The organism is Pseudomonas sp. HS6-2 (assembly GCF_049325675.2).
GTDB classification, from domain to species: domain Bacteria; phylum Pseudomonadota; class Gammaproteobacteria; order Pseudomonadales; family Pseudomonadaceae; genus Aquipseudomonas; species Aquipseudomonas putida_N.
The window spans coordinates 620833-646833 of record NZ_CM143906.1; the positions used below are offsets into that span (position 1 = coordinate 620833).

Below are 26001 nucleotides of genomic sequence, written 5' to 3' on the forward strand. Positions count from 1 at the left end.
ATGAATCCGACAACCACCGTCGGATTTGATCAAAATTTGTGCTATATTCCGCGCCCGCGATTTCCCTGCACACCAGAACCGGTCACTGACATGCAAGCAGCCAAACCACTCTACGACTATCCCAAGTACTGGGCCGAATGCTTCGGGCCAGCACCATTCCTGCCGATGAGCAGGGAGGAGATGGATCAGCTCGGCTGGGATTCCTGCGACATCATCATCGTGACCGGGGATGCCTATGTCGACCACGCGTCGTTCGGCATGGCCATCATCGGCCGCCTGCTGGAAGCCCAAGGCTTCCGCGTGGGCATCATCGCTCAGCCGAACTGGCAGTCCAAAGACGACTTCATGAAACTGGGCGAGCCGAACCTGTTCTTTGGCGTCGCGGCCGGCAACATGGACTCGATGATCAACCGCTACACCGCGGACAAGAAGATCCGTTCCGACGACGCCTATACCCCGGGTGGCCTGGCGGGCAAGCGCCCGGACCGTGCCAGCCTGGTGTACAGCCAGCGCTGCAAGGAAGCCTACAAGCATGTACCGATCGTGCTGGGCGGCATCGAGGCCTCGCTGCGTCGTATCGCCCACTATGACTATTGGCAGGACAAGGTCCGCCATTCGATCCTGATCGACGCCAGCGCCGACATCTTGCTGTACGGCAACGCCGAACGGGCCATCGTTGAAGTGGCCCAGCGCCTGTCGCAGGGTGAAAGCATCGAGCAGATCACCGACGTGCGCGGTACCGCGTTCGTACGCCGTGACACGCCGCAAGGTTGGTACGAGATCGACTCGACCCGTATCGACCGCCCAGGCCGCGTCGACAAGATCATCAACCCGTACGTGAACACCCAGGACACCCAGGCCTGCGCCATCGAACAAGCCAAGGGCGACCAGGAAGATCCGAACGAAGCCAAGGTGGTGCAGATTCTCGACAGCCCGAGCGTGACCCGGGAAAAGTCGGTGATCCGCCTGCCGTCGTTCGAGAAAGTGCGTAACGACCCGGTGCTCTATGCTCACGCCAACCGCGTGCTGCACCTGGAGACCAACCCGGGCAACGCCCGCGCCCTGGTGCAGAAGCACGGTGAAGTGGATGTGTGGTTCAACCCGCCACCCATTCCCATGACCACCGAGGAAATGGACTACGTGTTCGGCATGCCCTACGCGCGTGTTCCACACCCGGCCTATGGCAAGGAGCGCATCCCGGCCTACGAGATGATCCGTTTCTCGGTGAACATCATGCGCGGCTGCTTCGGTGGCTGCACCTTCTGCTCGATCACCGAGCACGAAGGCCGCATCATCCAGAACCGCTCCCACGAGTCGATCCTGCACGAGATCGAGGAAATGCGCGACAAGGTGCCGGGCTTCACCGGCGTGGTCTCCGACCTTGGCGGCCCGACCGCCAACATGTACCGCATCGCCTGCAAGAGCCACGACATCGAGAAGCACTGCCGCAAGCCGTCGTGCGTGTTCCCGGGCATCTGCGAGAACCTCAACACCGACCACAGCTCGCTGATCGAGCTGTATCGCAAGGCCCGCGCCTTGCCGGGCGTGAAGAAGATCCTGATCGCCTCGGGCCTGCGCTACGACCTGGCGGTGGAATCGCCGGAGTACGTCAAGGAGCTGGTCACCCACCATGTTGGCGGCTACCTGAAGATTGCCCCGGAGCACACCGAGCGTGGCCCGCTGGACAAGATGATGAAGCCGGGCATCGGTACCTACGACCGCTTCAAGCGCATGTTCGAGAAGTTCTCGAAAGAGGCGGGCAAGGAGCAGTACCTGATCCCGTACTTTATCGCCGCGCACCCGGGTACAACCGACGAAGACATGATGAACCTGGCTCTGTGGCTCAAGGGCAACGGCTTCCGCGCCGACCAGGTGCAGGCCTTCTACCCGTCGCCAATGGCATCGGCCACAGCCATGTACCACTCGGGCAAGAACCCGTTGCGCAAGGTCACGTACAAGAGCGAAGGGGTGGAGATCGTCAAGAGCGAGGAGCAGCGTCGCCTGCACAAGGCGTTCCTGCGCTATCACGATCCGAAGGGCTGGCCGATGCTGCGTGAAGCGCTGCAGCGCATGGGCCGTGCCGACCTGATCGGGCCGGGCAAGCATCAGCTGATCCCGCTGCACCAGCCGCAGACCGACACGTACCAGAGCGCGCGCCGCAAGAACTCGACCCCGGCCGGCAGCCACAAGGTGGGCAAGGACCAGAAGATCCTCACCCAGCACACCGGCCTGCCACCGCGTGGCAGCGATGGCAGCAAGCCGTGGGACAAGCGCGAGAAGGCCAAGGCCGAGGCGTTTGCCCGCAACCAGCAGGCGGCCAAGGAGCGCAAGGAAGCGGCCAAGGGTGGCGGCGGCAAGGGCAAGAAGCCACGCCAGCCAGTGATCCCGCGCTAACTGCCCCCTTTTGGGACCGCTTTGCGGTCCTTTCGCGACACAAGGCCGCTCCCGCATTGATCGGCGTACGCAGTGCTGTGTGGGGGCGGCCTTGTGTCGCGAAAGGGCTGCAAAGCAGCCCAATATCTCGGATCAGTCAGGCTTCTTGTCGACCCACTTGGGCAGTACCGGCGACTCGAACCGTTCCATCCCGTCCAGCAGTTCATCTGCCTGCTGCGCCAGCAGCAACATGGCCCGATGCTGCGGCCGCACGAAGCCTTCTTCGACGATATGGTCGAGGAACCCGCCCAGCTTCTGGTAGAAGCAATTCACATCGAGCAGCCCCAGTGGCTTGGCGTGATAGCCCAGTTGCCCCCAGGTCCACACCTCGAACAGCTCTTCCAGCGTACCCAGGCCACCCGGCAGGGCAATGAAGGCATCGCTCAGCTCGGCCATGCGCGCCTTGCGCGCATGCATGCCGTCGACCACTTCCAGCCGGCTCAGGCCTTTATGGCCGATCTCGGCATTCATCAGGCTTTCGGGAATGATCCCGATCACTTCGCCGCCGGCGGCCATGGCCGCATCGGCGACGGTACCCATCAGGCCGACCACACCTCCGCCATAAACCAGGGTCAGGCCGCGGCGGGCAATGGCCTGGCCAAGCGCAACGGCCGCTTCACGGTAGGCGGGGTTGGCGCCGATACTGGCGCCACAGAACACACAAACGGAACGTACAGACATCGTGCTTCTCCAGTCATATCGCTGACAGGGTAAAGCGAATAGTCTGACGTCTCCAATGCCGGTTTTACTCGGGGCGGGAGAATTCACAGCTGGCACCCGTGGCCCCGTGGGCGTAGGCGGCGAGCAGGCTGTTCATGAAACTTGCGAGGGACATTGCGGTTGCTCCTAAATGAGAGGTTGTCCCATCGTCTATTAAAAGGGCATGATGTGCCCTTAGATTGGTTGTATACAATCCATTGAACAATTCAACTGACTGGCCACTTGACACCCCCTTGACCCATATCAGCAGGGGGCAGAACGGTTTCAGGCAGTCTCGCGATTGATAACACCCTGCCAAGGAGATTCATGATGTTTGCGAAAGCTGTAGCGGTATCCCTGCTGACCCTCGCCAGCGCTTCTGTCTTCGCAGCCGAATGTTCGGTGACCGTCGACTCGACCGACCAGATGTCCTACACCAGCAAGGAATTCACCGTCGACAAGAGCTGCAAGGAATTCACCGTCAAACTGACCCACTCTGGCAGCCTGCCGAAGAACGTCATGGGCCATAACCTGGTGATCAGCAAGACTGCAGACATGCAGGGCATTGCTACCGAAGGTATGAGCAAAGGCCTGGAGAACGACTACATCAACGGCGCCAACGCCGGGATCATCGCCCACACCAAGATGATCGGCGCGCCGGAAAAAGAAACCGAAGTGAAGTTCGACACTTCCAAGTTGGAAGCCGGTGGTGACTACAGCTTCTTCTGCACCTTCCCGGGCCACATCTCGATGATGAAGGGCAAGGTCGTCGTCAAGTAATGACAGCTGTGTAGGCCTCTCGGGCCTATTCGCGGGGTAAGCCCGCTCCTGCAGGGGATACTGGTTCCCTTGTTGGAGCGGGCTTGCCTCGCGAAGCTTTTATGGGGCGAACGGCAGTTCGCGCTTGTGCTGGGTCTTGCGGTAGGTGGCGACGATGATGTCGAACGCTGCCTGATCCACCGGCAGCCCATGCAGGAAGGCATCGATCTGCTGGTAGGTCACGCCATGGGACGCCTCGTCCGGCTTGCCCGGCTCCAGGTCTTCCAGGTCCGCAGTCGGTACCTTCTCCACCAGTGACTCCGGCGCGCCGAAGCTGCGCGCAATCGCCCGCACCTGGTTCTTCACCAGCCCGCTCAGCGGCGCCAGGTCGCAAGCGCCATCACCGAACTTGGTAAAGAAGCCCATCACCGCCTCGGCAGCGTGGTCAGTGCCGATCACCAGGCCTGCGCGGGCACCGGCGATGGTGTACTGGGCAACCATGCGCGTGCGTGCCTTGACGTTGCCGACGACGAAGTCCACCAAGGTCGGCGAGCCATTCTTCAACTCCACCACTTCCGCCGCCAGCGCGCGCACGGCCGGGGCGATGTCGACGGTGTGCACTTCATCGGCCTTGATCACCTCCAGGCAGGCCTGGGCGTCGTGCTCGTCATGTTGCACCTGGTACGGCAGGCGCACGGCGATAAAGGTGTAGGCCTTGTCGCCGGTTTCGGCGCGCAGCTCGTTGACGGCGCGCTGGGCGAGCAGGGCAGCTGTCAGCGAATCGACGCCGCCACTGATGCCCAGCACCAGGGTCTTGAGCCGGGCGTTGGCCAGGCAGTCCTTGATGAACGCCACGCGCCGGGCGACTTCGGCCTCGAGCGCAGCGGCGTCGGCGAACGGCGGCTGAACCTTCAGCGCCTGGGCAATCTCTTGCTGAACCGCTTGCATGGGTTACTCCTTGCTGGGGACTTTGAATACGTGACGCATGTAGGCGACGAAATTCTCGTCGCGGCACTGGGTCTTGGCGGCTTCGTCCGAGATCTTCGCCACCGGCGAGCCGTTGCAGTCGGTCATTTTAAGCACGATGTTCATTGGCGCCACCCCGGGGATGTCACAAGTGAGATTGGTGCCGATGCCGAAACTGACGTTGATGCGACCGCGCAGGGCACGGAAGATCTCCAGCGAGCGGGTCAGGTTGAGGCCATCGGAGAACACCAGGGTCTTGGTCATCGGGTCGATTCCCAGCCTCTGATAATGGGCGATGGCCTTTTCCGCCCAGGCTACCGGCTCGCCCGAGTCATGGCGCAGGCCGTCGAACAGCTTGGCGAAGTACAAGTCGAAATCGTTGAGGAAGGCATCCATGGTGATGCAGTCGGTCAGGGCAATCCCGAGCAGGCCGCGGTACTCGCGGACCCAGCAATCCAGCGCGGCGATCTGGCTGTCGATCAGGCGTGGGCCGAGCTGCTGGTGGGCCATGATCCACTCGTGGGCCATGGTGCCCAGTGGCTTGATATCCAGTTTCCATGCCAGGTCGACGTTGCTGGTGCCGACGAAGCGGCCCGGGAAGTCGTCGCGCAGTACGCGCACCACGTCTTCTTGCACGCGGCTGGAAAAGCGCCGGCGGGTACCGAAATCGGCCACCTGCAGCTCGGCCAGTTCGTCGTCGCTCGCGTGGGCGCGCAGCCAGTCGAACTTGCGGTACAGCTGATCACGCGCATCGGCCAGGCGCATGCGCGGGTGCAAGTGGCGGTTGCGCACTTCGCTGATGATGGCCAGCAGCGGCACTTCGAACAGGATCACGTGCAGCCAGGGGCCTTTCAGGCGCAGGAACAGCTGGTCGCTCTCGATGCCGATGCGCACATAGCGCAGGTTGAAACGGAACAGGCGCAGAAAGCGCAGGAAGTCGGGCTTGAGGAAGCTGATGCGTTCGAGGAAGACCGGCTGCCCATCATCCAGGGTCAGGTCGGCGAGCAGTTCGAGCTGATGGCGAATCTCGCCAAGATAGGGGCGCAGGTCCTCGCCATTGCGGCAGCGGAATTCCCATTCGACGTCGGCGTCTGGGTAGTTGTGTAGCACGCCCTGCATCATGGTGAGCTTGTAGAAGTCGGTGTCGAGCAGGTTGTGCACGATGCGCTCGGCGAATGCGCTCTCGCTCATCAAAAGGGGCTCCAGAAGCGGCGAATGGATGACATTGTGCCAGTCTTTTGAGTCTTGTTGTGTCTGGGCCGGCCTCTTCGCGGGCAAGGCCGCTCCCACAGAGGCCGCGTAATGGCCAAATCAGGTGTTTTTCCGTGCACCAGCTAGCCTTGAAACAGTGCTGCCTGTAGCAGTCGCGCACCAGCGGTGTGCACTTCGGTGACGTCCACTGTTACAGGGCGGTTGCACGTAAACACTTGCCAGGGTTGCAATGATGGCACTCGACGGTTGCTCCTTGTCTGTGCGTGTGGTGGCGCCTGCCGCGTGGCAGACGGTTGCACGCTCAATAAAGAAAAGGCCGTCGGTCGCCAGGGCGCGACCTTTACAGTGTGTTTTCCCGGAAGACAAAACCGATGGCACGGCCCTTGCTCTGAGCACAGGGCTGAGAAGTTGTAGTGCCACACTAAAAAAACTCTAGGAGCACCACCTCATGTCGCAGACGTTTTACAAGAAAGGTTTCCTGGCTCTTGCCGTAGCTACGGCACTGGGTGTTTCTTCGTATGTTCAGGCCGACGTCAAGATCGGCGTCGCGGGCCCCATGACCGGGGCCAACGCAGCGTTTGGCGAGCAGTACATGAAAGGTGCGCAGGCAGCGGCCGACAAGATCAACGCCGCTGGCGGCGTGAATGGCGAGAAGATCGTCCTGGTGAAAGGCGATGACGCCTGTGAGCCGAAGCAGGCCGTGGCCGTGGCCAACCGGCTGGTCGACCAGGACAAGGTGATCGGCGTGGTCGGGCACTTCTGCTCTTCCAACACCATCCCGGCCTCCGAGGTGTATGACGAAGCCGGCGTGATCGCCATCACCCCAGGCTCCACCAACCCGCAGGTCACCGAGCGCGGCCTGAACGCCATGTTCCGCATGTGCGGCCGTGACGACCAGCAAGGCATTGTCGCTGGCAACTACATCGTCGACGTGCTCAAGGGCAAGAAGGTCGCGGTGCTGCACGACAAGGACACCTACGGCCAGGGCCTGGCCGATGCGACCAAGGCGCAGCTGGAGAAGCGCGGCGTCAAGCCGGTGCTGTACGAAGGCCTGACCCGTGGCGAGAAGGACTTCAGCGCCGTGGTCACCAAGATCCGCGCCGCCGGTGCCGACGTGGTCTACTTCGGTGGCCTGCACCCGGAAGCCGGCCCGCTGGTGCGCCAGCTGCGCGAGCAGGGCCTGAAGGACGTCAAGTTCATGTCCGATGACGGTATCGTCACCGACGAACTGGTGGCCACCGCCGGCGGCGCGCAGTACGTCGATGGCGTGTACATGACCTTCGGCGCCGACCCGCGCCTGCTGCCGGAAAGCAAGGCGGTGGTCGAGGAGTTCCGCAAGGCCGGCACCGAGCCTGAAGGCTACACCCTGTATGCTTACGCCTCGGTCCAGGCCCTGGCTGCCGGCTTCAACGGCGCCAAGTCGAACAAGGGCGAAGACGCCGCCAAATGGCTCAAGGCCAACCCGGTCGAAACCGTCATGGGCAAGAAAGAGTGGGACAGCAAGGGCGACCTGAAAGTCTCCGACTACGTGGTCTACCAGTGGGACAAGGACGGCAAGTACCACCAGCTGGAAAAACAAAAATAATAACGGCAGCTGGCCCGGACGCCCGTCCGGGCCATTGCCCCCGCGGTACCTGTCCTTATTTGGAGACGTGCACGGTTCTGCGCTGCCAGGCCCGCTTTATCCGTGGCCTGTGGTCGTCAGCACTGGTGCAGTCTCGCTCAGGTGAGATTGCGTTATGGATGGTATTTTCCTGCAGCAACTGGTCAATGGCCTGACCCTCGGGTCGGTCTATGGCCTGATCGCCATCGGCTACACAATGGTCTATGGCATTATCGGCATGATCAACTTCGCGCACGGCGAGGTGTACATGATCTCCGCGTACCTCGCGGCGATCAGCCTGGCATTGCTGGCCTATTTCGGTGTCGAGTCGTTCCCCCTGTTGATGCTGGGCACGCTGTTGTTCACCATCGTCGTCACGGGCGTGTATGGCTTCACCATCGAGCGCATCGCCTACAAACCCCTGCGTAACTCCACCCGCCTGGCACCGCTGATCAGTGCCATCGGCATCTCGCTGATCCTGCAGAACTATGCACAGATCAGCCAGGGCGCCCGCCAGCAAGGCGTGCCGACCCTGCTCGAAGGCGCCATGCGCATCGAAGTCGGCACTGGCTTCGTGCAGCTGACCTACACCAAGATCTTCATCCTGGTGGCAGCGTTCGTGGGCATGGGCCTGCTTACCTATGTGATCAAGTACACCAAGCTCGGCCGCATGTGCCGCGCCACCCAGCAAGACCGCAAGATGGCCTCGATCCTCGGCATCAACACCGACCGGGTGATTTCCTACGTGTTCGTCATCGGTGCAGTGATGGCCGCGCTGGCCGGCGTGCTGATCACCCTCAACTACGGCACCTTCGACTTCTACGCCGGCTTCATCATCGGCATCAAGGCGTTCACCGCCGCGGTACTGGGCGGCATCGGTTCACTGCCAGGCGCCATGCTTGGCGGGATCATCCTGGGGATTTCCGAGTCGCTGTTCTCTGGCCTGATCAACTCCGACTACAAGGATGTGTTCAGCTTCTCGCTGCTGGTGATGATCCTTATCTTCCGCCCACAAGGCCTGCTGGGTCGCCCGCTCGTGGCTAAGGTGTGAACATGTCGATTGCCAAGATTGCCTCTGCCTCTGAAACCAAAGGTTTCGATATCAAGCGCAGCCTGCTCGAGACCATCGTCGCCGGCCTGCTGGCGCTCATCGTGTTTGGCCCGATCGTCGGTGTGGTCCTCGACGGCTACACCTTCAACGCCGAATCACGCCGAGTGGCGTGGTTGGTCGGCGGCGTGATGCTCGGGCGCTTCCTGCTCAGCCTCTACGTGCAGACCGCCGCCGGGCGGCGCATGCTCGAAAGCTTCGACAGCGGCGGGTCGGGCGTGCACGTCAACGCGCCGGACTACAAGTCGCGGTTGCGCTACATCATCCCGGCGCTGGTGGTGATCGCCATCATCTTCCCGGTGTTCGCCAACAAGTACCTGCTGACCGTGGTCATCCTCGGCCTGATCTACGTGCTGCTGGGCCTGGGCCTGAACATCGTGGTCGGTCTCGCCGGCTTGCTCGACCTGGGCTACGTGGCGTTCTACGCCATCGGTGCCTACGGCCTGGCGCTGGGCTACCAGTACCTCGGCCTGGGCTTCTGGAGCGTGCTGCCGCTGGCGGCGATCGCCGCAGCGCTGGCGGGGTGCATCCTCGGCTTCCCGGTCTTGCGAATGCACGGCGACTACCTGGCGATCGTGACCCTGGGCTTCGGCGAGATCATCCGCCTGGTGCTGAACAACTGGCTGTCGTTCACTGGCGGCCCGAACGGCATGCCGGCGCCGTCGCCGACCTTCTTCGGCCTGGAATTCGGCCGCAGGGCCAAGGATGGCGGGGTGCCGATCCACGAGTTCCTCGGCATCGACTACAACGCCAACCTCAAGTTCGTGTTCATCTACGCCGTGCTGTTCATGGTCGTGCTGGCGGTGCTGTACATCAAGCACCGGCTGACCCGCATGCCGGTCGGCCGCGCCTGGGAAGCCCTGCGTGAAGACGAGATTGCCTGCCGCTCGATGGGCCTGAACCACGTACTGGTCAAGCTCTCGGCCTTCACCCTCGGTGCTTCCACCGCAGGCCTGGCGGGGGTGTTCTTTGCCACCTACCAGGGGTTCGTCAACCCGTCCTCGTTCACCTTCTTCGAGTCGGCGCTGATCCTCGCCATCGTCGTGCTTGGCGGCATGGGCTCGACCGTCGGCGTGGTGATCGCGGCGTTCGTGCTGACCGTGGCACCGGAGCTGCTGCGCAGCTTCTCGGAATACCGCGTGCTGCTGTTCGGCGTGCTGATGGTGCTGATGATGATCTGGCGACCGCGTGGGTTGATCCGCATCAGCCGTACCGGTGTGACCCCGCGTAAAGGAGTGGCGCCATGAGCGACGAAATCATTCTCTCGGTCGACAACCTGATGATGCAGTTCGGCGGTATCAAGGCGCTCAGCGACGTCAGCCTGAAGGTCAAGCGTAACCAGATCTTCGCCCTGATCGGCCCCAACGGCGCCGGCAAGACCACTGTGTTCAACTGCCTGACCGGCTTCTACAAGGCCAGTGGCGGGCGCATCGAGCTGAACGTGCGCGGCAGCCACACCAATGTCATCCAGCTGCTTGGCGAGCGCTTCCAGGCGGCGGATTTCGTGTCGCCTGCGCGCTTTGCCAACCGTCTGTACTACAAGATGTTCGGCGGTACCCACTTGGTCAACCGCGCAGGCCTGGCGCGGACCTTCCAGAACATTCGCCTGTTCAAGGAAATGTCGGTGGTGGAAAACCTGCTGGTGGCCCAGCACATGTGGGTCAACCGCAACTTGCTGGCTGGGGTGCTCAACACCAAGGCTTACCGCAAGGCCGAGAGCGACGCCCTCGACCACGCGTTCTACTGGCTGGAAGTGGTCGACCTGGTCGACTGCGCCAACCGCCTGGCAGGTGAGCTGTCCTACGGCCAGCAGCGCCGCCTGGAGATCGCCCGGGCCATGTGCACGCGGCCGAAGATCATCTGCCTGGACGAGCCGGCTGCCGGCCTCAACCCGCAGGAGACCGAGGCCCTGAGCCGCATGATCCGCGTGCTGCGTGACGAGCACGACATCACCGTGGTGCTGATCGAACATGACATGGGCATGGTCATGAGCATTTCCGACCATATCGTCGTGCTCGACCACGGCAACGTGATCGCCGAAGGCGCCCCGCAGGAAATCCGCCACAACCCGACGGTGATCGCCGCCTACCTGGGTGCCGACGAAGAGGAACTGGTATGAGTGCACCCATTCTCGAACTAAAGGAACTGGACGTGTTCTACGGGCCGATCCAGGCGTTGAAAAAGGTGTCGATGCACATCAACGAAGGCGAGACGGTGAGCCTGATCGGTGCCAACGGCGCCGGCAAGTCGACCCTGCTGATGTCGATCTTCGGCCAGCCGCGGGCGGCGTCTGGGCATATCGTCTACCGGGGCACCGACATCACTCGCAAGTCGTCGCACTACATCGCCTCCAACGGCATCGCCCAGTCGCCGGAAGGGCGCCGGGTGTTCCCCGACATGACCGTCGAGGAAAACCTGATGATGGGGACCATCCCTATCGGCGACAAATACGCGACTGAAGACATGCAGCGCATGTTCGAGCTGTTCCCGCGCCTGAAGGAGCGGCGTAATCAGCGGGCCATGACCATGTCCGGTGGCGAGCAGCAGATGCTGGCCATTGCCCGGGCGCTGATGAGCCGGCCGAAGCTGTTGCTGCTGGACGAGCCATCGTTGGGGCTGGCACCGATCGTGGTCAAGCAGATCTTCGCGACCCTGCGCGAACTGGCCAAGAGTGGGATGACCATCTTCCTGGTAGAGCAGAACGCCAACCATGCGCTGAAGTTGTCGGACCGGGCCTATGTGATGGTCAACGGGCAGATACGCATGAGCGGGACGGGGCAGGAGCTGCTGGTCAACGAAGAGGTGCGCAACGCCTATCTTGGCGGGCATTGAGTTGCATCGGGGGTTGCCAGGCGACCCCCGGTTCAAATGTGGACAACTTGTCGCATATCTTTCTCGACCCACTCGACAATCCCCTCGCAAGCCCTTGTTTCCACAGGTTGAATCTTTTCCACGATTAATGTGGAACCGCCTGTGGAAAACATGGTGGCATCTCGCTCTATCCCTTTATCTGCAAGGCCTGCAAGGCTCTGGTCAAAAAATGATCAGATGCCCTTTGTGTATGATTTCACGCGCTTTTTTTGCACGGTCCGAGATCTGCGAAAGGTGCTTCAATGCCTGTGGATAAGTCTGTGGGAAAGCCTTGGACAGACCGCTGCAGGCGGCATGCTTGAAAGCGTTGCGCCATCATCGAAAAGATATCCACCGACCACGAGACGCTGAAAGGGTTCCGCGCATTGGACAAGTTGCCCCCAATCCGTGGGGAAAGCCTTGTGGATAACATGCGCATAGCTGGCGGCGAGCCCTCTGTCGCAAGGGTTTGGCGCATATGAACAAAAAATGAACAGCGGCCCTGACGGCTTGCTGTCAACGCCCGGCGCGGGCATGCTGCAAAGCTGTCGATGACAACCCACCGTGAGGAACAGAGCATGACATCCACCGTATTCATCACTGGCGCGACGTCCGGTTTTGGCGAGGCCACTGCCCGCCGCTTTGCCGAAGCCGGCTGGAAGCTGGTACTCACCGGCCGTCGCAAGGATCGCCTGGATGCCCTGTGCGCCGAACTGTCGGCCAAGACCGAAGTGCACGGCCTGGTTATCGACGTGCGTGACCGCAAGGCCATGGAGCAGGCCATCGCCAGCCTGCCGGCCGGCTTCGAGAAAATTCGCGGCCTGGTCAACAATGCCGGTCTGGCGCTGGGTGTGGATGCGGCGCAGAACTGCAGCCTGGATGATTGGGAGACCATGGTCGACACCAACATCAAAGGCCTGATGTACACCACCCGCTTGCTGCTGCCACGCCTGATCGCCCACGGCCGTGGCGCGACGATCCTCAACGTGGGTTCGGTGGCGGGCAACTACCCATATCCCGGCAGCAACGTGTATGGCGGCACCAAGGCCTTCGTCGGCCAGTTTTCGCTGAGCTTGCGCTGCGACCTGCGTGGAACGGGCGTGCGGGTGAGCAACATCGAGCCGGGCCTGTGCGAGAGCGAGTTCTCGCTGGTGCGCTTCGGCGGTGACCAGGCCAAGTACGATGCCACCTACGCCGGTGCCGAGCCGATTCAGCCGCAGGACATCGCCGAGACCATCTTCTGGATCCTCAACCAGCCGGCGCACATCAATATCAACAGCCTTGAGCTGATGCCGGTGAGCCAGGACTGGGCAGGGTTCTCGATCGACCGTTCGGCCAAGGGCTGATCAGTGCCCTTTCGCAGGTAATTGCGCGAATGCGTCAGGCCTCGCGCTGCAGACCTTCCAGGCAGGTCGCCAGGTGATAGGGCGTAGTTGAAGGCATGTCATGCCGGCTCACCGCCCCTTCACCATCCCGGCACTCATACCAGCCACCTGCATGCAGAAACTGCTGTTGCATCGCCTTCAACTGGACCAGCAGCTTGGCCTCATTCCCCGAGCGCAACGCCAGTGCCCGCAGGTATTCCGCCTGTGCCCAGACCCGCTGGGTCGCATCGAGCACGTTGCCTTCCACATCGAGCATGGCCAGCACTGCGGCATTGTTGACCCCACACAGCTCGGCATAGCCGAAGGCCCGTTCGATGGAAGCATGCAGCGGCGTCCCGCGTAGCAGCGGCGAGGTTTCCAGCAGGTAGAACCATTCGAACTGATGCCCCGGCTCGAACCAGTTATCCACAGCGCCGAGGGGCTTTTCCAGCATCAGCCCGTGTTGCGGCTCGATGAAATGTTTCTGCAGGGCTGTGCACAGTTGCAGCAGCGACTGCTGCACATGCTCGTCCTTGCGTACCGCCAGCACTTGCAGGAAGGCCTCGGCCAGGTGCATCTGCGGGTTCTGCAGCGGGCCGCTGCCGAGGTCAGCCCAGTCTTCGCCAAGGCTGGCTTCATACAGGCCATCATCCCGGGCGAACTGCTCGTCGACGACTTCCAGGGCGGCATTGAGGGTGGCTTCCACCAGGCCTTCGCCGACCTTGCCCCAGTAGTGCGCGCAAGCGAACACGATGAAGGCGTGGGTGTAGAGGTCCTTGCGCCGGTCCAGCGGCTTGCCGTCGGCGTCGATGCTGTAGAACCAGCCGCCATGCTCGGGATCGTGGAAGTGCTTCTGTAACGAGCGGAACAGCGCCGCCGCCCGTTCGGCCGCACCCGATTGTTCGATGCGGCTGCTGAACAGGTAAAGCTGGCGCGCACAGGCCATGGCCCGGTAGCGCTGCACCGGCAACGGGCGGTGCTGGGCGTCCAGGGCCTCGTAGGGCAGGGCCATGTCGGCGTTCCAGCCCGGCCCTTGCCACAGCGGCACGATGCGTTCGGCGAAATGCTGGTTGAAGCGGGCCAGTTCGGGCAGGGTGGGGCGGGGGTTGGGCATGTTGGTGCTCGTCGCTTTCGGGCAGGGCGCCATGGTAGCAGAACTAGGGTTGTGGGTTGCCCAGGCCTTGCCAGTGGCGCGCGCCGACGAAGATGAAGCGCAGTTGCTGGGTGATCTTTTCCTGGGCGCTCAGCACCTGTGGATAACCCGGCTCCGGGCTGTCGATCAGTTCCGGAAGGGTGGCGAACACGGTCTTCACCACCAGGTCGGCCATCACTGCCAGCGCGGCGTTGTCCAGGTGCTGCCAACGCTTCATCCGCGCAAGGTCGGTGGCCAGGTCGTCGCTGATGTCCTGGCGCAGACGGGCGATGGCCTGGCGCACGGCTTGCGAGCCGCCATACTGCTCGCGGGCGAGGAACAGGAACTGGGCGCGGTGGGCGGCGACCACGTCGAGGAAGATGCGCACCGAAGCATCGGTGATGCCGCCAAGTTCGAATTCGTTGTGCCGCACCAGGCGGATGGTCTGGCGGAACGTGGTGTCGACTTCGGCCACTAGCGCCAGGCCCAGGGCATCCATGTCGGAAAAGTGCCGATAGAAGCCGGTAGGCACGATACCTGCCGCCTTGGCCACTTCGCGCAGGCTCACGCTGCCAAAGCCACGGCCGCTCTCCATGAGCTGGCAGGCGGCGTCCAGCAGGGCCTGGCGGGTCTGTAGCTTCTGTTCGGCGCGCGGCAGCATGGGGCGGGCTTCTGTGACGGTGAGGCTGGGCACTCTAGATAAAAAAACGAAGCCCGGTCAATGGACCGGGCTGGGAGGGGAGCAAGCCGTGTGACAGAGGTTGTTCTTTTCGGCCATGGCGATCAGCTCACGTGGCTGATTGCAACCAGGCGATCCGAGCCACCTTCAGCAACGCGGCCACTGCGTTCGATCAGGCGGTCCGAGCCACCTTCGGCAACACGGCCAGAACGTTCGATCAGGCGGTCCGAGCCACCTTCGGCAACACGGCCAGAACGTTCGATCAGGCGGTCCGAGCCACCTTCGGCAACACGGCCAGAACGTTCGATCAGGCGGTCCGAGCCACCTTCGGCAACACGGCCAGAACGTTCGATCAGGCGGTCCGAGCCACCTTCGGCAACACGGCCGGAACGTTCGATCAGGCGGTCCGAGCCACCTTCGGCAACACGGCCAGAACGTTCGATCAGGCGGTCCGAACCACCTTCGGCAACAGTTTTCAGCGGTTGAGCGATTTCAGCAGCGCTGGAGCGTGCTTCGGCGGTCAAGTGCTGGTCAGCGGCTGGCAGGGCGAAGGCGTTGGCAGCAAGGATCGACAGGGTCAGGGTCAGCAGGGTGCGTTTCATGGTTCGGTGCTCCTCTCGGGGGCTGGTAAGTGGGTACGAAGCCAATGCTACGCCCGGTGACGCGAGAGAGAAGTTCATACGGGTAATGGTAACAATCGACGGCATTGATAGCGTCCGCTGAAGGCTCTAATCCAGTCGTTTCAGGGCGCTGTGCGGCTATTTGCCAGTAATGATTCAAGGCGATGGGAGGCCCTTTCCAAGACCACAAGTTGAGCAAGAAACCCGAAAAAACTCGCTATCATGGCCGTGTCCGGTAAAACCCAGCGGGTTTTCATCAGTCCGAGATATTAAGTGCCATCGTTACGCCTGCTTTGTGCCATGCCGTCAGGAGAATCACGCAATGACGCGTCCCGCCAGAATCTTCGTCTGGACCTTAACCACCCTGCTGACCCTGCTGGCGATCCTGGTAGTGATCATCGCCACCTTCGATTGGAACCGCGTCAAGCCTCTGCTCAACGAGAAGGTTTCCGAGGCTCTGCATCGGCCGTTCGCGATCAATGGCAACCTCGCCGTGCACTGGCGTACCGAGCCGGAAGAGGGCGGTTGGCGCGCCTGGGTGCCGTGGCCGCACTTCATTGCCGAAGACCTGACCCTCGGCAACCCTGACTGGCTCAAGGAACCGCAGATGGTCGGCCTGGAGCGCGTGGAGTTCCGCCTGGCGCCGCTGCCGCTGCTGTTCCAGCAGATCAGCATCCCGCGCATCGACCTGACCAAACCCACCGCCAGCCTCACGCGCCTTGCCGATGGCCGCGCCAACTGGACCTTCGACTTCGGGCCCAAGGACGAGAACGAGGAGCCGTCCAAGTGGCAGCTGGACATCGGTGCCATTGGCTTCGACCAAGGCAATGTCAGCTTCGATGACCAGACCTTGAAAACCAGCATGAAGGTGCAGATCGACCCGCTCGGCAAGCCGATCCCCTTCAGTGAAATCGTCGGCAAGGCCGGCGCCGAAAAGGTGGGAGGCGCCCAGGATTATGCGTTCGGGCTCAAGGCCCAGGGCCGCTACAAGGGCCAGCCGGTGTCCGGTATCGGCAAGATCGGCGGCCTGCTGGCGCTGCAGGACGCCAGCCAGCCGTTTCCGCTGCAGGCCGATGTGCACATTGCCGATACCCATGTGGTGCTCGCCGGTACCCTGACCGACCCACGTAACCTCGGCGCGCTGGACCTGCGCCTGCGCCTGTCCGGTGCCAGCCTGGGCAACCTCTACCCGTTGACCGGTGTGACGCTGCCGGACACCCCGGCCTATTCCACCGACGGCCGGCTCCGCGCCAACCTGCATGCCGCTGAAGGCGCGACCTTCAATTACCAGGGCTTCAACGGCAAGATTGGCGACAGCGACATCCATGGCGACCTGGCCTTCGTCGCCAGCCAGCCACGGCCCAAGCTCTCCGGCAACCTGGTATCCAACCAGCTGCTGTTCAAGGACCTGGCCCCGCTGATCGGCGCCGACTCCAATGCCGAGCAGAAAGCCCGCGGCGGCGCCAGCAAGCAGCCGGCCGACAAGGTGCTGCCGGTGGAAGAGTTCCGCACCGAACGCTGGCGGGCCATGGATGCCGACGTCACCTTTGCCGGCAAGCGCATCGTGCACAGTGAAAAACTGCCCTTCAACGACCTGTCCGCCCACGTGATCCTCGACGACGGCTTGCTGCGCCTGGAGCCGCTACGCTTTGGCGTGGCCGGTGGCAGCCTGGCTTCAAACATTCGCTTGGACGGCCGTAACGTGCCGCTGCAGGGCCGCGCCCAGCTGACGGCGCGTGGTTTCAAGCTCAAGCAGCTGTTCCCCGGCTTCGCGCCGATGCAGACCAGCTTCGGCGAGCTCAACGGCGATGCCGACATCAGCGGCCGTGGCAATTCGGTGGCGGCGTTGCTGGGTACGGCCAATGGCAACCTGCGCATGCTGATCAATGATGGCGCCATCAGCCGCAGCCTGATGGAGATTGCCGGGCTCAATGTCGGTAACTACGTGGTTGGCAAGCTGTTCGGCGATGAAGATGTGAAGATCAACTGTGCGGCAGCGGACATCGGTATCAAGGACGGGCTGGCGACCACGCGCTTGTTCATCTTCGATACCGAGAACGCGATCATCTATATCAACGGCACGGCCAACTTTGCCAGTGAGCAGCTGGACTTGAAGGTCACTCCGGAGTCCAAGGGGCTACGGCTGTTCTCGTTGCGTTCGCCGTTGTATGTGCGCGGGCCGTTTGCCAAGCCGAGTGCCGGGGTGCAGGCGGTGCCGCTGGCGCTGCGTGGGGCGGGGATGGTGGCGTTGGGCGTGGTTGCGGGGCCGGCGGCCGGGTTGCTGGCGCTGGTGGCACCAAGCAGCGGTGATGCGCCCAATCAGTGCACGCCCTTGCTGCAGCAGATGAAAGCCGGCAAGGCGCCGGCTGCGGTGAAAAAGCTGAAATAGCAGGGGCCGCGTAGCGGCCCATTCGCGTGACAAGCCCGCTCATACAGTGATTACGCGATCACTTGTAGGAGCGGGCTTGTCCCGCGAACGGGGCGCTACGCGCTCCCGGCAATTACAGCCCCTGAAGCAAATCGGACATGTCGTCCGCGTGCTCTTCTTCCTGAGCCAGGATGTCCTCGAAGATCCGCCGCGTAGTCGGGTCTTTATCGCCGATGTACTGAATGATCTCGCGATAGCTGTCGATCGCAATCCGCTCCGCCACCAGGTCCTCCAGCACCATCTCCTTCAGCGAGCTACCGGCCACATACTGCGCATGGGAATTCTTGCTGAGGTTGTCCGGGTTGAAATCCGGCTCGCCGCCCAACTGCACGATGCGCTCGGCCAGTTTGTCGGCATGCTCGGCTTCCTGGTTCGCATGTTCGAGGAACTCGCTGGCCGCCACACTGGCCTTGATGCCGCTGGCCATGAAGTAATGGCGCTTGTAGCGCAGCACGCAGACCAGTTCGGTGGCCAGTGACTCGTTGAGCAGGCGCAGGATTTCCTGGCGGTCGGCGTGGTAACCCTCGGTCACCGCGCCTTGCTCGACATGCTCGCGGGCACGTTTGCGCAGGGTTTGCACATCGGTCAGTTCAACGTTGCTCATGATTGTCTCCAAACAGTCAGGACGGGTGTTCACGGTAGGTAGGAGGCTCAAGCGCCGTGCGCGGCTTTGCTGTCCTCTTCTCGTTGCTTGCAGGTCTTGAAGCCCTTGGCATCGACATGACCGGTGGCGTCGAAGCGCACGTAGTACGGCTGCTGGTGGCCGTCGCGGTTGAGGATGTAGTCGTTGCAGGTACCCCCGTGCGGCAAATCGATCACGTTCGACGGGCTGCCGCCGATGGCGATGACCTTCTGCATGGTCATGCCGTTTTCCACCTGCTTGACCAACGGCTCGTCGCGGTAGGTGACGTAGTCCACCGGGTTTTCCGGGCGACTGCCGCAGGCGGCCAGGGTGGCGCTTGCCAGAAGGATTGCCAGGGTCTGCTTGTACATGGTCCCGCTCCTTGCAAAGGGTCTGTTCTGGGTTGGAACCACGCGGCACGTCGGGAGTTCGATTGCGATGGTCATCGAAGCGGCGCTAGTGTTGGCCGATCGTCCACGGAAAGGGGCTCAAGCCATGCAGCAGGAGTTGGCCACGCGATACCCATTGGTGCTGGTGCCGGGCATGCTCGGCTTTGTCCGGGTGCTGCTCTATCCGTACTGGTTCGGCATCGTGCCGGCGTTGCGCAAGGGTGGCGCGCAGGTGTTCCCGGTGCAGGTCTCGCCGTTGCATTCCAACGAGGTGCGTGGTGAGCAGCTGCTGGCGATCATCGAAGACATCTGCCAGCGCACTGGCGCGGCAAAGGTCAACCTCATCGGCCACAGCCAAGGGGCGCTGAACGCGCGTTATGCGGCGGCCAAGCGGCCGGCTCGGGTGGCTTCGGTCACTTCGGTGGCGGGGCCCAATCATGGCTCGGAACTGGCCGATCACCTTGAGCGAACAGCGCCTGGTGGATCGCCCCAGGGGCGCATGCTCAAGGCCATCCTGCATGGCCTGGCACTGTTGCTGGTATGGCTGGAAACCGGCTGGCGGCGCGACCCGCTGCCGGTCGATGTGCATGCTTCGCACCAGGCCCTGACCAGCGCCGGCGTGGCCCAGTTCAACCAGGTTTATCCGCAAGGGCTGCCGGATACCTGGGGCGGGGAGGGGGCGTATGAGGTGAACGGCGTGCGTTACTACTCCTGGTCCGGCACCTTGCAGCCGGGCTTGACCGACCAGGGGCGCAACCGCTTCGACGGCAGCAACCGCTTCTGCCGGCTGTTCGCACGTAGTTTCGTCAGGGAAAAGGGCCATTGTGACGGTATGGTCGGGCGTTTCAGCTCGCACCTGGGGCAGGTGATCGGCGATGACTACCCGCTCGATCACCTGGATATCGTCAACCAGTCGCTGGGCGCCGTGGGCAAGGGCGCCGAGCCGCTGCGGCTGTTCACCGAACATGCGGCACGGCTCAAGGCCGCCGGGCTCTAGCGGCGTATCGGAGTGGCCCAGCGCTCGGCGAGAATGACCCCGACCAAGGTCAGCAAACCACCGATCAGGTGATAGCTGGCCAGTCGTTCGTCGAGGACTACTGCGGCGATCAGCGCGGTCACCACCGGCAGCAGGTTGAAAAACAGCGTGGTACGGCTTGGCCCCAGGCGATGCACGGCCTGCATCCACACCAGCGGCGCGATCATCGAGGCGAGCACGCAGGCATACAGCACCAAGCCGATGTTGTGGCCATTCAGGCCGGTCTTGTCCGAAAGCAGGAACAGTGGCAGCAACACCAGGATGGCTACCAGCACTTGCAGGTACAGCAGCTGCAACGGTGGCAGGCGCAATTGCCATTTCTTCAGCAGGAAGCTGTACAGCGCGTAGGCCAGGGTCGCTACCAGCATCAGCAGGTCGCCGTCGTTCAAGCCTTGTTCCAGCAAGATGCCGGGCTGGCCGGCGGAGACTACTTCGAGCACACCGACGAACGACACCACTGCACCTGCCAGGGCCCCGTAGCTCAGGCGCTGGCCCAGCCAGGCGATGGACAGTGCCAGTGACATCAGCGGCATCAGCGAGAGGATGATGCCCATGTTGGTGGCGCTGGTGATGCCAGCGGCGAAGTACGCCAGGCTCTGGTACACGGCCATGCCCAGCACGCCGAGGATGGCCACCTTGCCCAGGTGCGGGCGGATGGCCGCACGGTTGCGCCACACGGCGGGCAGCAGGAACGGGGTGAACAGTGCGCCGGCCAGCAGCCAGCGGTAGAAGCCGATTTCGGCAGGGTAGATGGCGCCGGCCGACATCTTGGTGACCACGGTATTTCCGGCCCAGATGAAGATGGCGACAAGAGGGAAGAGGTAGTTCATGGAGCAGTTACTCGTATGGCTTGGCTGGGGCTGGAAGGCAGGCCCTCATGGAGGCTCATTATCGGTTGTCTGTTCATAAGCCTATACTTCCATCCAGACAACCTGCCCCACGAAGCAGACAGCATGCCGCGCAAATACCTCGACATCCCACAGTTCGCCCAACTCCCGGCTCCGGTGTACTTCCGCCATGACGAGTTCGGCGCCGACACCCACAGTGTTCCCCATCGTCATGCCTGGGGCCAGCTCAACTACACCGCCCACGGGGTGATGCATCTGGATGTCGCCGGCCAGCGCTTCCTCTCGCCACCCCACTATGCGGTGTGGGTACCGCCAGGTACCGAGCATGGCTGCTACAACCCCCAGGCCATCGTCTATCGTTCGGTCTATCTCGACCGCGGCCTGTGCGCTGAACTGCCGTCGCAGCCGTGCAGCCTGATCATCAGCGACATCCTCAAGGCCATCCTCGGTGACTTCGCCCGCCGCGACATGCGGGTGGCGCAGGATGAACGCGACCAGCGCCTGGTGCAGGTATTGCTCGACCAACTGCACCAGGCGCCGACCCAGACCTGCTACTTGCCCTTTTCCCACAACGAGGGCCTGCGCAAGGTGCTGGATGCCCTCACCGCCGAGCCCGGCGACAACCGGCCGTTGGCCGACTGGGCTGCTCGGGTGCATGTCAGCGAGCGCACCTTGGCCCGCCAGTTCCTGCGCGAACTGGGCATCAGCTTCGGCGAATGGCGCCTGCGCTTGCGCTTTCTGCGCGCCATCGAGGCCCTGGAGGCCGGGCTGCCGATCCAGGCGATTGCGTTTGACCTGGGCTACAGCAGCGCCTCGGCATTCATCGCCATGTTCCAGCGCCAGGCCCGCTGTACACCGGAGCAGTACCGGCGGCAGGCCCGGCATGGTGTGTAAGAATTCTTGTCTACACTCAGCCTGACCCCGTGCATCGGGCGCGGAGACAAGGAGACCACTCCATGAAGATGTTGCACGTGCCATTGCTGGCGCTGGCTGTGCTGTTCAGCGCGCAAGGATTCGCCGCCAACACGGCACAACAGGAAAAGATGAAAAGCTGTAACGCCGATGCCACGACCAAGGCCCTCAAGGGCGATGAACGCAAGGCGTTCATGAGCACTTGCCTGAAAAAGGACGTGCCGCAGTCTCAGCAGGACAAGATGAAGACCTGCAACGCCGACGCCACCACCAAGGCGCTCAAGGGCGACGAGCGCAAGGCGTACATGAGCGACTGCCTGAAGAAGAAGTGACCTGCGCCTATGCCTGTGCCCCGAAGGCTGGCAGACTGCGGGCATTCCCGCCGTCTGCCGTCGAGGCTGTATGACTTTCACCCCCCGCCAGATCACCCTGGCCAGCCTGATCATCGTCATGGCCGGGCTGCTGCTGGCTTTGCCCCTGAAATTGCTGCCCAGCCTGCTGGCCGGGCTGCTGGTGTTCGAACTGGTGAACATGCTCACCCCGCGCCTGCAACCGCTGATCGCCGGGCAGCGTGCGCGCTGGTTGGCGGTGGCGCTGCTGGGTGTGCTGGTGGTCAGCGTGCTGACCCTGCTGATAGCCGGTGCCTTCAGCTTCCTGCTGCACGAAGCCGAGAACCCCGGTGCCTCGCTGGACAAGTTCATGACCTTGGTCGAACGCGCTCGCAGCCAGCTGCCGCCGTTCATCGAAGCCTACCTGCCGGCCAGCGCGGCGGAGTTCAAGGTGGCGATCGGTGACTGGATCAAGAGCCACCTGAGCGACCTGCAGCTGGTGGGCAAGGGCATGGCGCACATGTTCGTGACCCTGCTGATCGGCATGATCCTCGGAGCCATCATCGCCCTGCAGCGTATCCCCGACATTTCCCGGCGCAAGCCCCTGGCTGCGGCGCTGTTCGAGCGGCTGAACCTGCTGGTGCAGGCGTTTCGCAACATCGTCTTCGCGCAGATCAAGATCTCGATGCTCAACACCGCGTTCACCGGCATTTTTCTCGCCGTGGTGATGCCTTTGTTCGGCGTGCACCTGCCGCTGACCAAGACGCTGATCGTGCTGACCTTCTTGCTCGGGCTGCTGCCGGTGATCGGCAACCTGATGTCCAACACCCTGATCACCATCGTCGGCATGTCGCTGTCGATCTGGGTGGCGGCGGCGGCGCTGGGTTACCTGATCGTGATCCACAAGGTCGAGTACTTCCTCAACGCCAAGATCGTCGGTGGGCAGATCAGTGCCAAGGCTTGGGAGCTGTTGTTGGCGATGCTGGTGTTCGAGGCGGCGTTCGGCTTGCCGGGGGTGGTGGCGGGGCCGGTCTACTATGCCTACCTGAAGAGTGAGCTGAAGCGGGCCGAGTTGGTGTGATCTCCTGTACCGGCCTATTCGCGGGACAAGCCCGCTCCTACAGGATTACCTATTGCTCAGAGGCAATGGTGATCTTGTAGGAGCGGGCTTGTCCCGCGAATAGGCCGGTGCAGGCAATAAAGGGTTGTCAGGCCGCGCCGTAGCGCTTGCGGGCCTCGATAGCCAGGCCGCTACCGATGCTGCCAAAGATGTTGCCTTCCACATGCCGCGCATTCGGCAGCATCGCCGACACGCTGTTGCGCAGTGCCGGAATCCCGCTCGAACCGCCGGTGAAAAACACCGTGTCGACCTGGCCCGCGCTCACGCCAGCCTTGGTCAGCAACTCGCTCACACTGCCGCGCACCCGCTCCAGCAGCCCTTCGATGGCCTCCTCGAACAGCGCACGGGTCAGGTCCACACCCAGCTCGCGCTCGACACGGCTGAGGTCGACGCGGCGGCTGACCTGCTCGGTCAACTCGATCTTGCTGGCTTCCACTTCCATCGCCAGCCAGTGCCCGGCGCGCTCTTCGATCAGCTTGAACAGGCGATCGATGCCCAGCGTGTCCTCGATGTCGTAGCGCATGCTGCCCAGCGCCAGCTGCGACTTCTGCGAGTACAGGGCGTTGATGGTGTGCCAGGTGGCCAGGTTCAGGTGGTAGCTGGTCGGCATAAGTGCGCCGCTCTTCATCCGACTGCCGTAGCCGAACAGTGGCATCACGCCCTGCAGGCTCAGCTGCTTGTCGAAGTCGGTACCGCCGATGTGCACGCCGCCGGTGGCGAGGATGTCGCTCTGGCGCTCGGCCACCAGGTGGCGCTCGGGCGACAGGCGGATCAGGGTAAAGTCAGACGTACCACCGCCGATATCGACGATGAGCACCAGCTCTTCACGGCTGATGCCCGACTCGTAGTCGAACGCCGCGGCAATCGGCTCGTACTGGAACGATACGTCCTTGAAGCCGATCTTGCGCGCTACCTCGGCCAGGGTGTCCTCGGCCTCCTGGTCGGCGGCCTGGTCTTCGTCGACGAAGAACACCGGGCGGCCCAGCACCACTTGCTCGAATTCACGACCGGCGGCAGCCTCGGCGCGCTTTTTCAGCTCGCCGATGAACATCCCCAGCAGGTCCTTGAACGGCAGGGCGCTGCCCAGCACGCTGGTGTCGTGCTTGATCAGCTTGGAGCCCAGCAGGCTCTTGAGCGAGCGCATCAGACGGCCTTCGTAGCCTTCCAGGTACTCGTGCAGCGCCAGGCGGCCATACACCGGGCGACGCTCTTCGATGTTGAAGAACACCACCGACGGCAGGGTGATCTTGCCGTCTTCCAGGGCGATCAACGATTCGACGCCCGGACGGTGCCAGCCGACCGTGGAGTTGGAGGTGCCGAAGTCGATGCCCAGGGCGCGGGCCGGCGATACGTCAGACATGGGAAAAAGCTTCCGGAGGCAAAACGGCCGCGCAGTTTATGCCAGTTGGCTACAGAATCAAGACCGATCGTCTGCCTTGAGGCAACCCCAAGCGAACCTTGAAAGGCTATGCTTGACCCCTATCTTCAGATGCAACACGAAAATTCACATTGGTGATCCGCAGATGGACTTCAAAGACTATTACAAGATACTCGGCGTAGAGCCCACAGCGGACGACAAGGCGATCAAGGCCGCGTACCGCAAGCTGGCGCGCAAGTATCACCCTGACGTGAGCAAGGAGCGTGACGCCGAGGACAAGTTCAAGGAGGCCAACGAGGCCTACGAGGTACTTGGTGACGCGCAGAAACGCGCTGAGTTCGACGAAATCCGCAAGTACGGCGGCCAGCATGGCCGGCCCTTCCAGGCGCCACCGGGCTGGCAGAGCCGGGGCGGCGCGGGTGGCGCTGGCGATGGCTTCGAGGGCGGCGACTTCTCCGACTTCTTCAGCTCGATCTTCGGTGCCCGTGGCGGTAACCCGTTCGGTGGTGGCGGCCGGCAACAACAACGCAGTGCCGGCAGGCGAGGGCAGGACGTGGAACTGGAACTGGCGATCTTCCTGGAAGAAACCCTGAGCAAGGAATCCAAGCAGATCAGCTTCCAGGTGCCGCAGACCAACGCGGCCGGCCAGCGCACCGGGTTCACCACCAAGACCCTGAACGTGAAGATTCCTGCCGGGGTCACCGACGGCGAGCGCATCCGCCTCAAGGGCCAGGGCGCCCCGGGTGTTGGCGGTGGTGCCAATGGCGACCTGTTCCTGACCCTACGCATGGCACCTCACCCGCTGTTCGATGTCGAAGGTCATGACCTGATCATCACTGTGCCGCTGGCGCCGTGGGAGGCAGCCCTGGGCACCAAGGTGGCGGTGCCGACCCTGACCGGCAAGATCAACCTGACCATCCGCCCCGACAGCCAGAGCGGCCAGCGCCTGCGCGTGCCGGGCATGGGCCTGGCGAACAAGAACGGCGAGCGCGGCAACCTCTACGCGCAGCTGAAAGTGGTGATGCCGCCAGCTTCCGACGCTGCTACCCGTGAACTGTGGACCCAGCTTTCCGAGAAAGCGGCGTTCGACCCGAGGACACAATGGAGTAAGTGATCATGAGCACCACCCTGATCGTTCAACTGGACATGCGTACCCTGTGTCAGGAAGCCGATATCACGGCTGACTACGTGATCGAAATCGTCGAGCACGGCATTGTCGAACCTTCGGGGCGAACGCCGGAGGACTGGTTGTTCGACGATCAGGCGCCGCTGTTGGCCAAGCGCGCGGCGAAGCTGCATCAGGAGCTGGAACTGGAGTGGGAAGGGGTGGCGCTGGCGCTGGAGCTGCTGCAAGAGGTGCAGCAGCTGCGCAGTGAGAACAGCATGTTGAAGCAGCGGCTAGGCAGGTTCACCCAGATGTGAGGTTTGCAGGCCCGGCCCTTTCGCGGGGCAAGCCCGCTCCTACAGGACCCGGCGGCAACGGTGATCCTGTAGGAGCGGCGGTGCGGCGATCC

Annotated in this window: 25 protein-coding genes; 15 read left to right on the forward strand and 10 right to left on the reverse strand. The window is 62.8% G+C overall.

From position 1 onward, the window contains the following. Nucleotides 1-90 precede the first annotated feature (90 nt). Nucleotides 91-2394 carry a YgiQ family radical SAM protein gene (locus ACOKS3_RS02805; RefSeq protein ID WP_103445881.1) on the forward strand — a complete coding sequence of 768 codons (2304 nt, stop codon included), beginning with the start codon at nt 91-93 and terminating at the stop codon, nt 2392-2394. A gap of 132 nt (nt 2395-2526) precedes the next feature. Here the strand turns inward: ACOKS3_RS02805 and ACOKS3_RS02810 are convergent, their stop codons facing one another. After that, nucleotides 2527-3114 (reverse strand): LOG family protein, encoded by a 588-nt coding sequence (locus tag ACOKS3_RS02810; protein WP_422763765.1) that lies wholly within the window; start codon nt 3112-3114, stop codon nt 2527-2529. Nucleotides 3115-3462: 348 nt separating this feature from the next. Between ACOKS3_RS02810 and azu the strand changes: the two genes are divergently transcribed. Beyond that, the gene (azu, locus tag ACOKS3_RS02815; protein ID WP_103445879.1) at nt 3463-3912 is read left to right on the forward strand and encodes an azurin; all 450 of its coding nucleotides are present in this window, start codon (nt 3463-3465) and stop codon (nt 3910-3912) included. Nucleotides 3913-4011: 99 nt separating this feature from the next. On the opposite strand, the gene nadE is transcribed toward azu, so the two are convergent. Together nadE and pncB are read right to left on the reverse strand one after the other, a co-directional pair. Beyond that, nucleotides 4012-4839, reverse strand: a complete 828-nt coding sequence (nadE, locus tag ACOKS3_RS02820) for an ammonia-dependent NAD(+) synthetase (RefSeq protein WP_103445878.1) — start codon at nt 4837-4839, stop codon at nt 4012-4014. A 3-nt stretch (nt 4840-4842) separates the two neighbouring features. Beyond that, the gene (pncB, locus tag ACOKS3_RS02825; RefSeq protein ID WP_103445877.1) at nt 4843-6048 is read right to left on the reverse strand and encodes a nicotinate phosphoribosyltransferase; all 1206 of its coding nucleotides are present in this window, start codon (nt 6046-6048) and stop codon (nt 4843-4845) included. 469 nt (nt 6049-6517) lie between these two features. Between pncB and ACOKS3_RS02830 the strand changes: the two genes are divergently transcribed. From ACOKS3_RS02830 to ACOKS3_RS02855, 6 genes are all read left to right on the forward strand, one after another. After that, complete coding sequence (locus tag ACOKS3_RS02830; protein WP_103445875.1) at nt 6518-7654, forward strand: ABC transporter substrate-binding protein; 1137 nt, start codon at nt 6518-6520, stop codon at nt 7652-7654. A 154-nt stretch (nt 7655-7808) separates the two neighbouring features. Then, a complete protein-coding gene (locus tag ACOKS3_RS02835) occupies nt 7809-8723 on the forward strand; it encodes an ABC transporter permease subunit (protein WP_103445874.1) in 915 nt (304 codons plus the stop codon). 2 nt (nt 8724-8725) lie between these two features. Continuing rightward, nucleotides 8726-10027 (forward strand): high-affinity branched-chain amino acid ABC transporter permease LivM, encoded by a 1302-nt coding sequence (gene livM, locus ACOKS3_RS02840; RefSeq protein WP_422763764.1) that lies wholly within the window; start codon nt 8726-8728, stop codon nt 10025-10027. Then, complete coding sequence (locus ACOKS3_RS02845) at nt 10024-10899, forward strand: ATP-binding cassette domain-containing protein (RefSeq protein ID WP_085676784.1); 876 nt, start codon at nt 10024-10026, stop codon at nt 10897-10899. Before livM ends, ACOKS3_RS02845 begins: the two co-directional genes overlap by 4 nt. After that, entirely contained in the window at nt 10896-11612 is a 717-nt protein-coding gene (locus ACOKS3_RS02850; protein WP_103445872.1) for an ABC transporter ATP-binding protein, read from the forward strand. Before ACOKS3_RS02845 ends, ACOKS3_RS02850 begins: the two co-directional genes overlap by 4 nt. Before the next feature lie 596 nt (nt 11613-12208). Then, nucleotides 12209-12976 carry an SDR family oxidoreductase gene (locus ACOKS3_RS02855; protein WP_103445871.1) on the forward strand — a complete coding sequence of 256 codons (768 nt, stop codon included), beginning with the start codon at nt 12209-12211 and terminating at the stop codon, nt 12974-12976. 34 nt (nt 12977-13010) lie between these two features. Here the strand turns inward: ACOKS3_RS02855 and ACOKS3_RS02860 are convergent, their stop codons facing one another. The 3 genes from ACOKS3_RS02860 to ACOKS3_RS02870 all read right to left on the reverse strand — a co-directional run bounded on the left by ACOKS3_RS02860 (nt 13011) and on the right by ACOKS3_RS02870 (nt 15407). Then, nucleotides 13011-14108, reverse strand: a complete 1098-nt coding sequence (locus ACOKS3_RS02860; protein WP_103445870.1) for an AGE family epimerase/isomerase — start codon at nt 14106-14108, stop codon at nt 13011-13013. A 43-nt stretch (nt 14109-14151) separates the two neighbouring features. Then, nucleotides 14152-14787 carry a TetR family transcriptional regulator gene (locus tag ACOKS3_RS02865; protein ID WP_103445869.1) on the reverse strand — a complete coding sequence of 212 codons (636 nt, stop codon included), beginning with the start codon at nt 14785-14787 and terminating at the stop codon, nt 14152-14154. 122 nt (nt 14788-14909) lie between these two features. Next, on the reverse strand, nt 14910-15407 hold the full coding sequence (locus ACOKS3_RS02870; RefSeq protein ID WP_463581466.1) for a phage infection protein: 498 nt from the start codon (nt 15405-15407) through the stop codon (nt 14910-14912). A 340-nt stretch (nt 15408-15747) separates the two neighbouring features. Here ACOKS3_RS02870 and ACOKS3_RS02875 point away from each other — a divergent pair, with 340 nt between their 5' ends. Next, nucleotides 15748-17814, forward strand: coding sequence for an AsmA family protein (locus ACOKS3_RS02875; protein WP_422764371.1), 2067 nt, complete (start codon nt 15748-15750; stop codon nt 17812-17814). Between the two features lie 112 nt (nt 17815-17926). Here ACOKS3_RS02875 and ACOKS3_RS02880 read toward each other — a convergent pair whose 3' ends face one another. Both ACOKS3_RS02880 and osmE read right to left on the reverse strand, forming a co-directional pair. After that, on the reverse strand, nt 17927-18457 hold the full coding sequence (locus ACOKS3_RS02880) for a ferritin-like domain-containing protein (RefSeq protein ID WP_422764372.1): 531 nt from the start codon (nt 18455-18457) through the stop codon (nt 17927-17929). A gap of 47 nt (nt 18458-18504) precedes the next feature. Next, entirely contained in the window at nt 18505-18846 is a 342-nt protein-coding gene (osmE, locus tag ACOKS3_RS02885; protein WP_103445865.1) for an osmotically-inducible lipoprotein OsmE, read from the reverse strand. Nucleotides 18847-18970: 124 nt separating this feature from the next. Between osmE and ACOKS3_RS02890 the strand changes: the two genes are divergently transcribed. Then, nucleotides 18971-19861 carry an esterase/lipase family protein gene (locus ACOKS3_RS02890; protein WP_103445864.1) on the forward strand — a complete coding sequence of 297 codons (891 nt, stop codon included), beginning with the start codon at nt 18971-18973 and terminating at the stop codon, nt 19859-19861. Here ACOKS3_RS02890 and ACOKS3_RS02895 read toward each other — a convergent pair. Further along, complete coding sequence (locus ACOKS3_RS02895; protein ID WP_422764373.1) at nt 19858-20730, reverse strand: DMT family transporter; 873 nt, start codon at nt 20728-20730, stop codon at nt 19858-19860. The two genes, ACOKS3_RS02890 and ACOKS3_RS02895, sit on opposite strands and share 4 nt — an antisense overlap. Nucleotides 20731-20853: 123 nt before the next feature. On the opposite strand from ACOKS3_RS02895, the gene ACOKS3_RS02900 reads away from it, so the two are divergent. The 3 genes from ACOKS3_RS02900 (at nt 20854) to ACOKS3_RS02910 (ending at nt 23070) form a co-directional block, all read left to right on the forward strand. Beyond that, a complete protein-coding gene (locus ACOKS3_RS02900; RefSeq protein WP_103445862.1) occupies nt 20854-21642 on the forward strand; it encodes an AraC family transcriptional regulator in 789 nt (262 codons plus the stop codon). 62 nt (nt 21643-21704) lie between these two features. Continuing rightward, nucleotides 21705-21992, forward strand: coding sequence for a PsiF family protein (locus ACOKS3_RS02905; protein WP_103445861.1), 288 nt, complete (start codon nt 21705-21707; stop codon nt 21990-21992). Between the two features lie 70 nt (nt 21993-22062). Then, nucleotides 22063-23070, forward strand: a complete 1008-nt coding sequence (locus ACOKS3_RS02910) for an AI-2E family transporter (protein ID WP_054887833.1) — start codon at nt 22063-22065, stop codon at nt 23068-23070. A 127-nt stretch (nt 23071-23197) separates the two neighbouring features. Here ACOKS3_RS02910 and ACOKS3_RS02915 read toward each other — a convergent pair whose 3' ends face one another. Next, nucleotides 23198-24469, reverse strand: coding sequence for an Hsp70 family protein (locus ACOKS3_RS02915; protein ID WP_103445860.1), 1272 nt, complete (start codon nt 24467-24469; stop codon nt 23198-23200). Between the two features lie 163 nt (nt 24470-24632). Between ACOKS3_RS02915 and cbpA the strand changes: the two genes are divergently transcribed. Both cbpA and ACOKS3_RS02925 read left to right on the forward strand, forming a co-directional pair. Then, nucleotides 24633-25601 carry a curved DNA-binding protein gene (cbpA, locus tag ACOKS3_RS02920; RefSeq protein ID WP_103445859.1) on the forward strand — a complete coding sequence of 323 codons (969 nt, stop codon included), beginning with the start codon at nt 24633-24635 and terminating at the stop codon, nt 25599-25601. A 2-nt stretch (nt 25602-25603) separates the two neighbouring features. Beyond that, nucleotides 25604-25909, forward strand: coding sequence for a chaperone modulator CbpM (locus ACOKS3_RS02925; RefSeq protein WP_103445858.1), 306 nt, complete (start codon nt 25604-25606; stop codon nt 25907-25909). Nucleotides 25910-26001: the final 92 nt, after the last annotated feature.

Bases quoted from the DNA above. Each gene is read 5' to 3' on its own strand.
- ACOKS3_RS02805 (WP_103445881.1), top strand. From the start codon at position 91: ATGCAAGCAGCCAAACCACTCTACGACTATCCCAAGTACTGGGCCGAA.
- ACOKS3_RS02810 (WP_422763765.1), bottom strand. From the start codon at position 3,114: ATGTCTGTACGTTCCGTTTGTGTGTTCTGTGGCGCCAGTATCGGCGCC.
- azu (WP_103445879.1), top strand. From the start codon at position 3,463: ATGTTTGCGAAAGCTGTAGCGGTATCCCTGCTGACCCTCGCCAGCGCT.
- nadE (WP_103445878.1), bottom strand. From the start codon at position 4,839: ATGCAAGCGGTTCAGCAAGAGATTGCCCAGGCGCTGAAGGTTCAGCCG.
- pncB (WP_103445877.1), bottom strand. From the start codon at position 6,048: ATGAGCGAGAGCGCATTCGCCGAGCGCATCGTGCACAACCTGCTCGAC.
- ACOKS3_RS02830 (WP_103445875.1), top strand. From the start codon at position 6,518: ATGTCGCAGACGTTTTACAAGAAAGGTTTCCTGGCTCTTGCCGTAGCT.
- ACOKS3_RS02835 (WP_103445874.1), top strand. From the start codon at position 7,809: ATGGATGGTATTTTCCTGCAGCAACTGGTCAATGGCCTGACCCTCGGG.
- livM (WP_422763764.1), top strand. From the start codon at position 8,726: ATGTCGATTGCCAAGATTGCCTCTGCCTCTGAAACCAAAGGTTTCGAT.
- ACOKS3_RS02845 (WP_085676784.1), top strand. From the start codon at position 10,024: ATGAGCGACGAAATCATTCTCTCGGTCGACAACCTGATGATGCAGTTC.
- ACOKS3_RS02850 (WP_103445872.1), top strand. From the start codon at position 10,896: ATGAGTGCACCCATTCTCGAACTAAAGGAACTGGACGTGTTCTACGGG.
- ACOKS3_RS02855 (WP_103445871.1), top strand. From the start codon at position 12,209: ATGACATCCACCGTATTCATCACTGGCGCGACGTCCGGTTTTGGCGAG.
- ACOKS3_RS02860 (WP_103445870.1), bottom strand. From the start codon at position 14,108: ATGCCCAACCCCCGCCCCACCCTGCCCGAACTGGCCCGCTTCAACCAG.
- ACOKS3_RS02865 (WP_103445869.1), bottom strand. From the start codon at position 14,787: ATGCTGCCGCGCGCCGAACAGAAGCTACAGACCCGCCAGGCCCTGCTG.
- ACOKS3_RS02870 (WP_463581466.1), bottom strand. From the start codon at position 15,407: ATGAAACGCACCCTGCTGACCCTGACCCTGTCGATCCTTGCTGCCAAC.
- ACOKS3_RS02875 (WP_422764371.1), top strand. From the start codon at position 15,748: ATGACGCGTCCCGCCAGAATCTTCGTCTGGACCTTAACCACCCTGCTG.
- ACOKS3_RS02880 (WP_422764372.1), bottom strand. From the start codon at position 18,457: ATGAGCAACGTTGAACTGACCGATGTGCAAACCCTGCGCAAACGTGCC.
- osmE (WP_103445865.1), bottom strand. From the start codon at position 18,846: ATGTACAAGCAGACCCTGGCAATCCTTCTGGCAAGCGCCACCCTGGCC.
- ACOKS3_RS02890 (WP_103445864.1), top strand. From the start codon at position 18,971: ATGCAGCAGGAGTTGGCCACGCGATACCCATTGGTGCTGGTGCCGGGC.
- ACOKS3_RS02895 (WP_422764373.1), bottom strand. From the start codon at position 20,730: ATGAACTACCTCTTCCCTCTTGTCGCCATCTTCATCTGGGCCGGAAAT.
- ACOKS3_RS02900 (WP_103445862.1), top strand. From the start codon at position 20,854: ATGCCGCGCAAATACCTCGACATCCCACAGTTCGCCCAACTCCCGGCT.
- ACOKS3_RS02905 (WP_103445861.1), top strand. From the start codon at position 21,705: ATGAAGATGTTGCACGTGCCATTGCTGGCGCTGGCTGTGCTGTTCAGC.
- ACOKS3_RS02910 (WP_054887833.1), top strand. From the start codon at position 22,063: ATGACTTTCACCCCCCGCCAGATCACCCTGGCCAGCCTGATCATCGTC.
- ACOKS3_RS02915 (WP_103445860.1), bottom strand. From the start codon at position 24,469: ATGTCTGACGTATCGCCGGCCCGCGCCCTGGGCATCGACTTCGGCACC.
- cbpA (WP_103445859.1), top strand. From the start codon at position 24,633: ATGGACTTCAAAGACTATTACAAGATACTCGGCGTAGAGCCCACAGCG.
- ACOKS3_RS02925 (WP_103445858.1), top strand. From the start codon at position 25,604: ATGAGCACCACCCTGATCGTTCAACTGGACATGCGTACCCTGTGTCAG.